At 56.5% G+C, this 391-nt stretch carries 1 protein-coding gene; it reads right to left on the reverse strand.

Annotated elements, in window-relative coordinates; all coding sequences use genetic code 11:
- Positions 1-391, reverse strand: a 391-nt coding sequence (locus P7F60_RS27975) for a helix-turn-helix domain-containing protein (protein ID WP_277920878.1), incomplete at both ends; no start/stop codon positions are given.

Raw genomic sequence — 391 nt, forward strand, 5'->3', positions numbered from 1 at the left:
ACAGCCATTTTGAACAGCATTGCCGTCCATATTTTGAGAATCTAACTGATTTTCCAGAAGGTTGAGGATTTCGGTGCGCAAAAGCTGCATCTCGTCGAGGATTGCCTCCACCTGGCGACGGTCAGGATTGCGGGGGAGTCGGCTGACAATGCCGACATACATGTCTTCGATGGCTTCCCAGTCGCCGTCGGCCCCCTCCTCCATCGCGGCGGAAATTAGCTTGCGTACATCACGCCGGCAGATAGTCAGCGCCTCTTTGGCTCGTCTGAACTGCAGGCGCTCGGCAGCGACTTCCTGTGCCAGACCTGCAAGTTCCGCAGCGCGAGCCAAAAGTGGAGAAAGATCGAATCCAAAAGCCTGCTCGATATCGCCACCCTTGTCCCGGTGAGCG

Origin of the sequence: Rhizobium sp. YJ-22 (assembly GCF_029601685.1) — a bacterium.
In the GTDB taxonomy this organism is placed as follows: Bacteria; Pseudomonadota; Alphaproteobacteria; order Rhizobiales; family Rhizobiaceae; genus Metarhizobium.